Source organism: Actinomycetota bacterium, from assembly GCA_005774595.1.
Lineage (GTDB): Bacteria > Actinomycetota > Coriobacteriia > Anaerosomatales > D1FN1-002 > D1FN1-002.
On sequence record VAUM01000155.1, the window covers coordinates 1 to 4,430 of the forward strand.

At 72.0% G+C, this 4,430-nt stretch carries 4 protein-coding genes; 1 reads left to right on the forward strand and 3 read right to left on the reverse strand.

The features are described from left to right. Positions 1–856: 856 nt before the first annotated feature. On the forward strand, positions 857–1,447 hold the full coding sequence (locus FDZ70_06860; protein ID TLM75786.1) for a hypothetical protein: 591 nt from the start codon (positions 857–859) through the stop codon (positions 1,445–1,447). 79 nt (positions 1,448–1,526) lie between these two features. On the opposite strand, the gene FDZ70_06865 is transcribed toward FDZ70_06860, so the two are convergent. The 3 genes from FDZ70_06865 to FDZ70_06875 all read right to left on the reverse strand — a co-directional run. Beyond that, on the reverse strand, positions 1,527–3,296 hold the full coding sequence (locus tag FDZ70_06865; GenBank protein TLM75787.1) for a HAMP domain-containing protein: 1,770 nt from the start codon (positions 3,294–3,296) through the stop codon (positions 1,527–1,529). Between the two features lie 5 nt (positions 3,297–3,301). Beyond that, positions 3,302–3,985: a response regulator transcription factor gene (locus FDZ70_06870; protein ID TLM75788.1), complete on the reverse strand. Its 684-nt coding sequence runs from the start codon at positions 3,983–3,985 to the stop codon at positions 3,302–3,304. Between the two features lie 97 nt (positions 3,986–4,082). After that, a partial coding sequence (locus tag FDZ70_06875; GenBank protein ID TLM75789.1) for an ATP-dependent DNA ligase occupies positions 4,083–4,430 on the reverse strand: 348 nt, incomplete at its 5' end.

Consider the following 4,430-nt stretch of genomic DNA (forward strand, 5'->3'; position numbering starts at 1 on the left):
GTCCGGGTCCGCGCTGCCGGTCCACCTCATCCACCTGCGCAGCCGGTTGCTGCGCCGCGGGCTGCGCTGCCACGAGTGCCACCCGCGCGTCGACCTCACCCCGCGCAGCAGCACCGTGGCCGCCATGTGGGTGGACGTCGCCTTCTGCAAGAAGTGCCACTCGGCCTTCCCCGGCACGCACGCCGGGTCCCCGATGTCGCCGGGCGACATCGACGCCGACTGCACCGGCTGCCACGAAGGCGACCGCGCGCCGCGTCATGCACCCGGCTACATCCCCCGCGTCATCGCGCCCGAGGACTGCCGTGGCTGTCACGGCGGGCGTGCGCTGCCGTGGACGGCGGCGCACGAGGCCGACGACTGGCTCGCGCAGCACGGCGGCGAGGCGCTGCGCTCCGGCGCCGACAGCTGCAACGCGTGTCACGACTTCGGCCTGAAGTTCTGCGACGACTGTCACGCGAACCGGCCGGCGTCGCACCTTCCCAAGGCCGAGTGGCTCGACGCGCATCCGGGCGCCGCGCGTGCCGATACGCGGGTCTGCTACAGCTGCCACACTGCCGGAGACTGCCGGCAATGCCACGTGGACCACGAGGAGGGGTGGCTCGCCTCGCACCCCGCGCGCGTCGCCGAGAAGGGCGACGACAGCTGCGCCGAGTGCCACAGCGACTCGTCCTGCGGCTTCTGCCACGCCCGCGCCGCCGCGGAGGGTGCCGTCACCCCCTGACGACCCTCGCGCGGACTCTCACACAACCCTAACGTGAGCGAAACGGGGCGCGAACCTGGCGGCCGCCGCACGCGTCGATACTCACCACAGTGAAAGCGAACGCCGCGAGGCGGCGTGGCAAGGAAGGTGAGAAGGATGTCGATCATCATCGTCGCAGCGCTTCTGATCGTGGGTCTCGTCGGGGCGGCCGTCCTGGCCATCGGCGTCCCGGCCGTCCTCGGGCTCGTCGCCTACGGCTCGGCCGAGGAGCGCAAGGCCGCCAAGGCGGAGTCGAAGCCGGTCGCCGAGGCGGAGAAGACCGCCAAGGCCGAGCGGAAGATCTACCTCGAGCGCGGCGTCGCTCGCGGGTTCGTGATCCTCGGTGGGGCGTTCTGGGCCATCGCGGCGTTCGCCGGGCTGTACTCGTACCAGCAGACCGGCATGGGCTCGGCCCTCATGGCCGCCGCCGTGCCGCTGCTCGCCACCGCCGCCACGCTCGTGATCGGCTGGTACTGGGAGCGGGTCGCCGCCGCACTGCTCGCCGTCGCGACCGCCGCGGCCGTGGTGTGGGGCGTCGCTCACGGGTTCGAGATCGGCGTGTGGATCCTGACCACGCTGGCGCTGCTCGGCCCGATGGCCACCGCCTCGGCGCTGTTCTGGATGGCGCGCCGCGACCAGGAGGCCCTGGAGTTCTCGTTCCGGCTCTCGAGCATGGGCGAGCCGGCCCGTCAGGAGTCTTCGCACTAGGGCACGCTTCACCGACACGGGAACGACACGGAGGGCCGGCCGCCAGCGCCGGCCCTCTTCGCGTGCGCGCGAAACGACGTCAGGCCGCCGGGGGGAGGTCGAACGAGAACGTGGAGCCGTCGCCGCGCGACGACGTGACCGTGATGGCGCTGCCGTGCGCCTCGACGATCTCCTTCGCGATCGCCAGCCCGAGGCCCGTGCCCCGGGTCGCGCGCGACTGGTCGGCCCGGTAGAAGCGGTCGAACAGGTGCGGCACCGCGTCCGGGTCGATGCCGGGCCCGCGGTCAGTGACCGACAGCCGGACCCGGCCGGCCGCGAGCGCGGCGCTCATCGTCACCGTCTCGCCGGTCGCCGAGTGCTTGACGGCATTGTCCACGAAGCCGAGGAGGACCTGCATGATGCGGTCCCGGTCGCAGTCCGCCTCGAGCGGACCGTCGGGCGACTCGACCGCCAGCGCGACGCCGCGGCGGTCCGCGAGCGGCTGCATCACGGTCGCGAGCTCCTCGAGCATCTCCACCACCGGCACGGGCTCGCGTGCGAGCCTGAGGCTGCCGCCCTCGAGTTGGGCCAGCGTGAGCAGGTCGGCCACGAGGCGCCCGAGGCGCTCGACCTCCTGCGACATCGTCTTGAGGAAGTCGTCGCGCACCTCGGCGTCGTCCTTGGCGCCGCCGGTCAGCAGCTCGAGCAGGCCCTGGAGCGCGGCGATGGGGGTGCGCATCTCGTGGCTCGCGTCGGCGACGAAGCGGCGCTGGGCCTCCTCGATGCGCTTCTGCTCGGTGACGTCGCCCATGAGCAGGACCGCGCCGTCGGCGTGTCCATCGGCCGGGTCGATGGGCGTTCCGTGCAGCAGCACGGTGCGCTCGCCGAGGACCGCGGTCGCCGAGACGCGGTTGCCTGCCAGCGCGTTGTCCACCACGTCGAGGATGACCGGGTTACGGGTGAGGTCGGTGACCCGGCCGCCCACAAGTCCCTCGCGGTCCTCCGGCAGACCGAACAGGATCGCGGCCTCGGGGTTGATCACGCGCACGGTGCCTGCGGCGTCGAATGCCACCACGCCCTCGGCGAGCGACTCGACGACCGTGGCGATCTCCTGCTCGCGCTCGCGCAGCGCGGAGAACGCCTCACCGAGCTTGGCGGCCATGCGGTTGTACGACTCGGCGAGCTCGTGGATCTCGTCGGGCACCAGCCCGGTCGCCAGCCGCTGGTCGAAGTCGCCGTCCGCGATGGCGGCGGCCGCCTCCGACATCCTGCGCACGCGCCTGCCGATGAACTCGGAGAAGACGAGGCCGAGCAGCCCGGACGCGGCCAGCGCGATCCAGAAGGTGGTCCACAACTGGCGGCGCACGGCGTCGAGCACGGAGAGCGTGTCCGTGACGGGGCTCGCGATGACGACCGTGGCGGCCCGGCGGCCGTCGCGGTCGTAGACGGCCTTGGCGGCGATGACCCAGCCGTCCGCCACGAGGTCCATGTGCGAGTACGGCGGCGAGTCCGCCAGGCCTCTCACGCGCGCCTGTTCGAGCACGGCCTCGCCGGGGCCTCCGGTCCCCACCGAGTCGAGCACGGTGCCGTCGACGTCGTAGACCCACACGTCGTCGCCGTAGATGGCGCGGAACTCGCGCATGCGGTCGCGCATGCGCTGGCGGCTCTCCACCGTGAGCGGGAACTCGGGCGAGACCTGCGAGGCGAGCGCGGACGCGTCGGTGAGCTGTTCGGTCTCGCCGAGCTGTGTCAGCGTGCGCTGGAGGCCCTGGGACAGCGAGACCGACAGCACGACGATCGCCACGACGATGACGATGACGAACAGCTCGGTCTGCCAGAGGCGGACCGATGACCGCCCGAGCCGGGGCATCTCGCCTACTCTTCCTTCAGCCGGTAGCCGAACCCGCGCACCGTGAGCAGGTACTCGGGGTTCTTCGGGTCGCTCTCGAGCTTCTCGCGCATGTTGTGGATGTGCACGTCGATGGCGCGGTCGTCGCCGAGGGGGGATTCGCCCCACAGCGCCGCCAGGATGTCCGCGCGCGAGTATGCCTTGCCGGGGTGGGTCGCGAGCAGCTGGAGGATGCCGAACTCCGAGGTCGTCAGGTGGACCGGCTCGCCCCGCATGGTGACCGTGTGCGATTCGCCGTCAACGACCAGCTCGTCGAGCGCCACGCGCGGCTTGGTTTCGACCGCCTGCGAGCCGGCACGGCGCAGGATCGCCTTCACGCGGCTCACGAGCTCGCGCGGCGAGAACGGCTTCGTGACGTAGTCGTCGGCGCCGAACTCGAGCCCGAGGACGCGGTCGACCTCGTCGCCGCGGGCCGACAGCATGATGATGGGCACGTTGCTGGTCTCGCGGATCTCGCGCGCGAGGTCCAGGCCGCTCTTGCCCGGCAGCATGACGTCGAGGATGAGGAGGTCGGGGTGCACCTCGCCGATGAGGAACGCGCCGCCCGCCGCGTCGCCGGCGGTGTGGACCTCGTAGCCCTCCTGCTCGAGCGCGTACGAGACGACCTTGAGGATGGACTCCTCGTCGTCGACTGCGACGATGCGCTGCACGGGCATGGCGGCCTTTCGTATCGCGAGCGGGTTCCGGCGGTGGGCGCCTCGCGCTCCATTATGCAACGCACGCGCGCGGGTGCGCGCGTCGGCCCGGTCAGCCCGCCGCGGCGATCTCGTCCATCGCGCGGCCGCTCGCGGCGCTGCGGTCTTGTGAGAGCACGTCGTACTCCGCGCGCGGGCGTGCCGCCTCGTCCCGGTGCTTGATGAGCAGCCAGCTCTCACCGCGCTCGCCCGGGCGCGGCCGCATGCGTACGAGCGCCCAGGAGCCGGTCAGCTTCTCGCCCGCGATCGCGAACTTCAGGTCGCCCTTCGCCATGGCGGCGGCCGCGTCGCCTTCCGGTTCCCATGTCCCGCGGTCCCACACCATCACGGTGCCGCCGCCGTACTCGTCCTCGGGGATTGTGCCCTCGAACGGGGCGTAGTCGAGCGGGTGGTCCTCGAC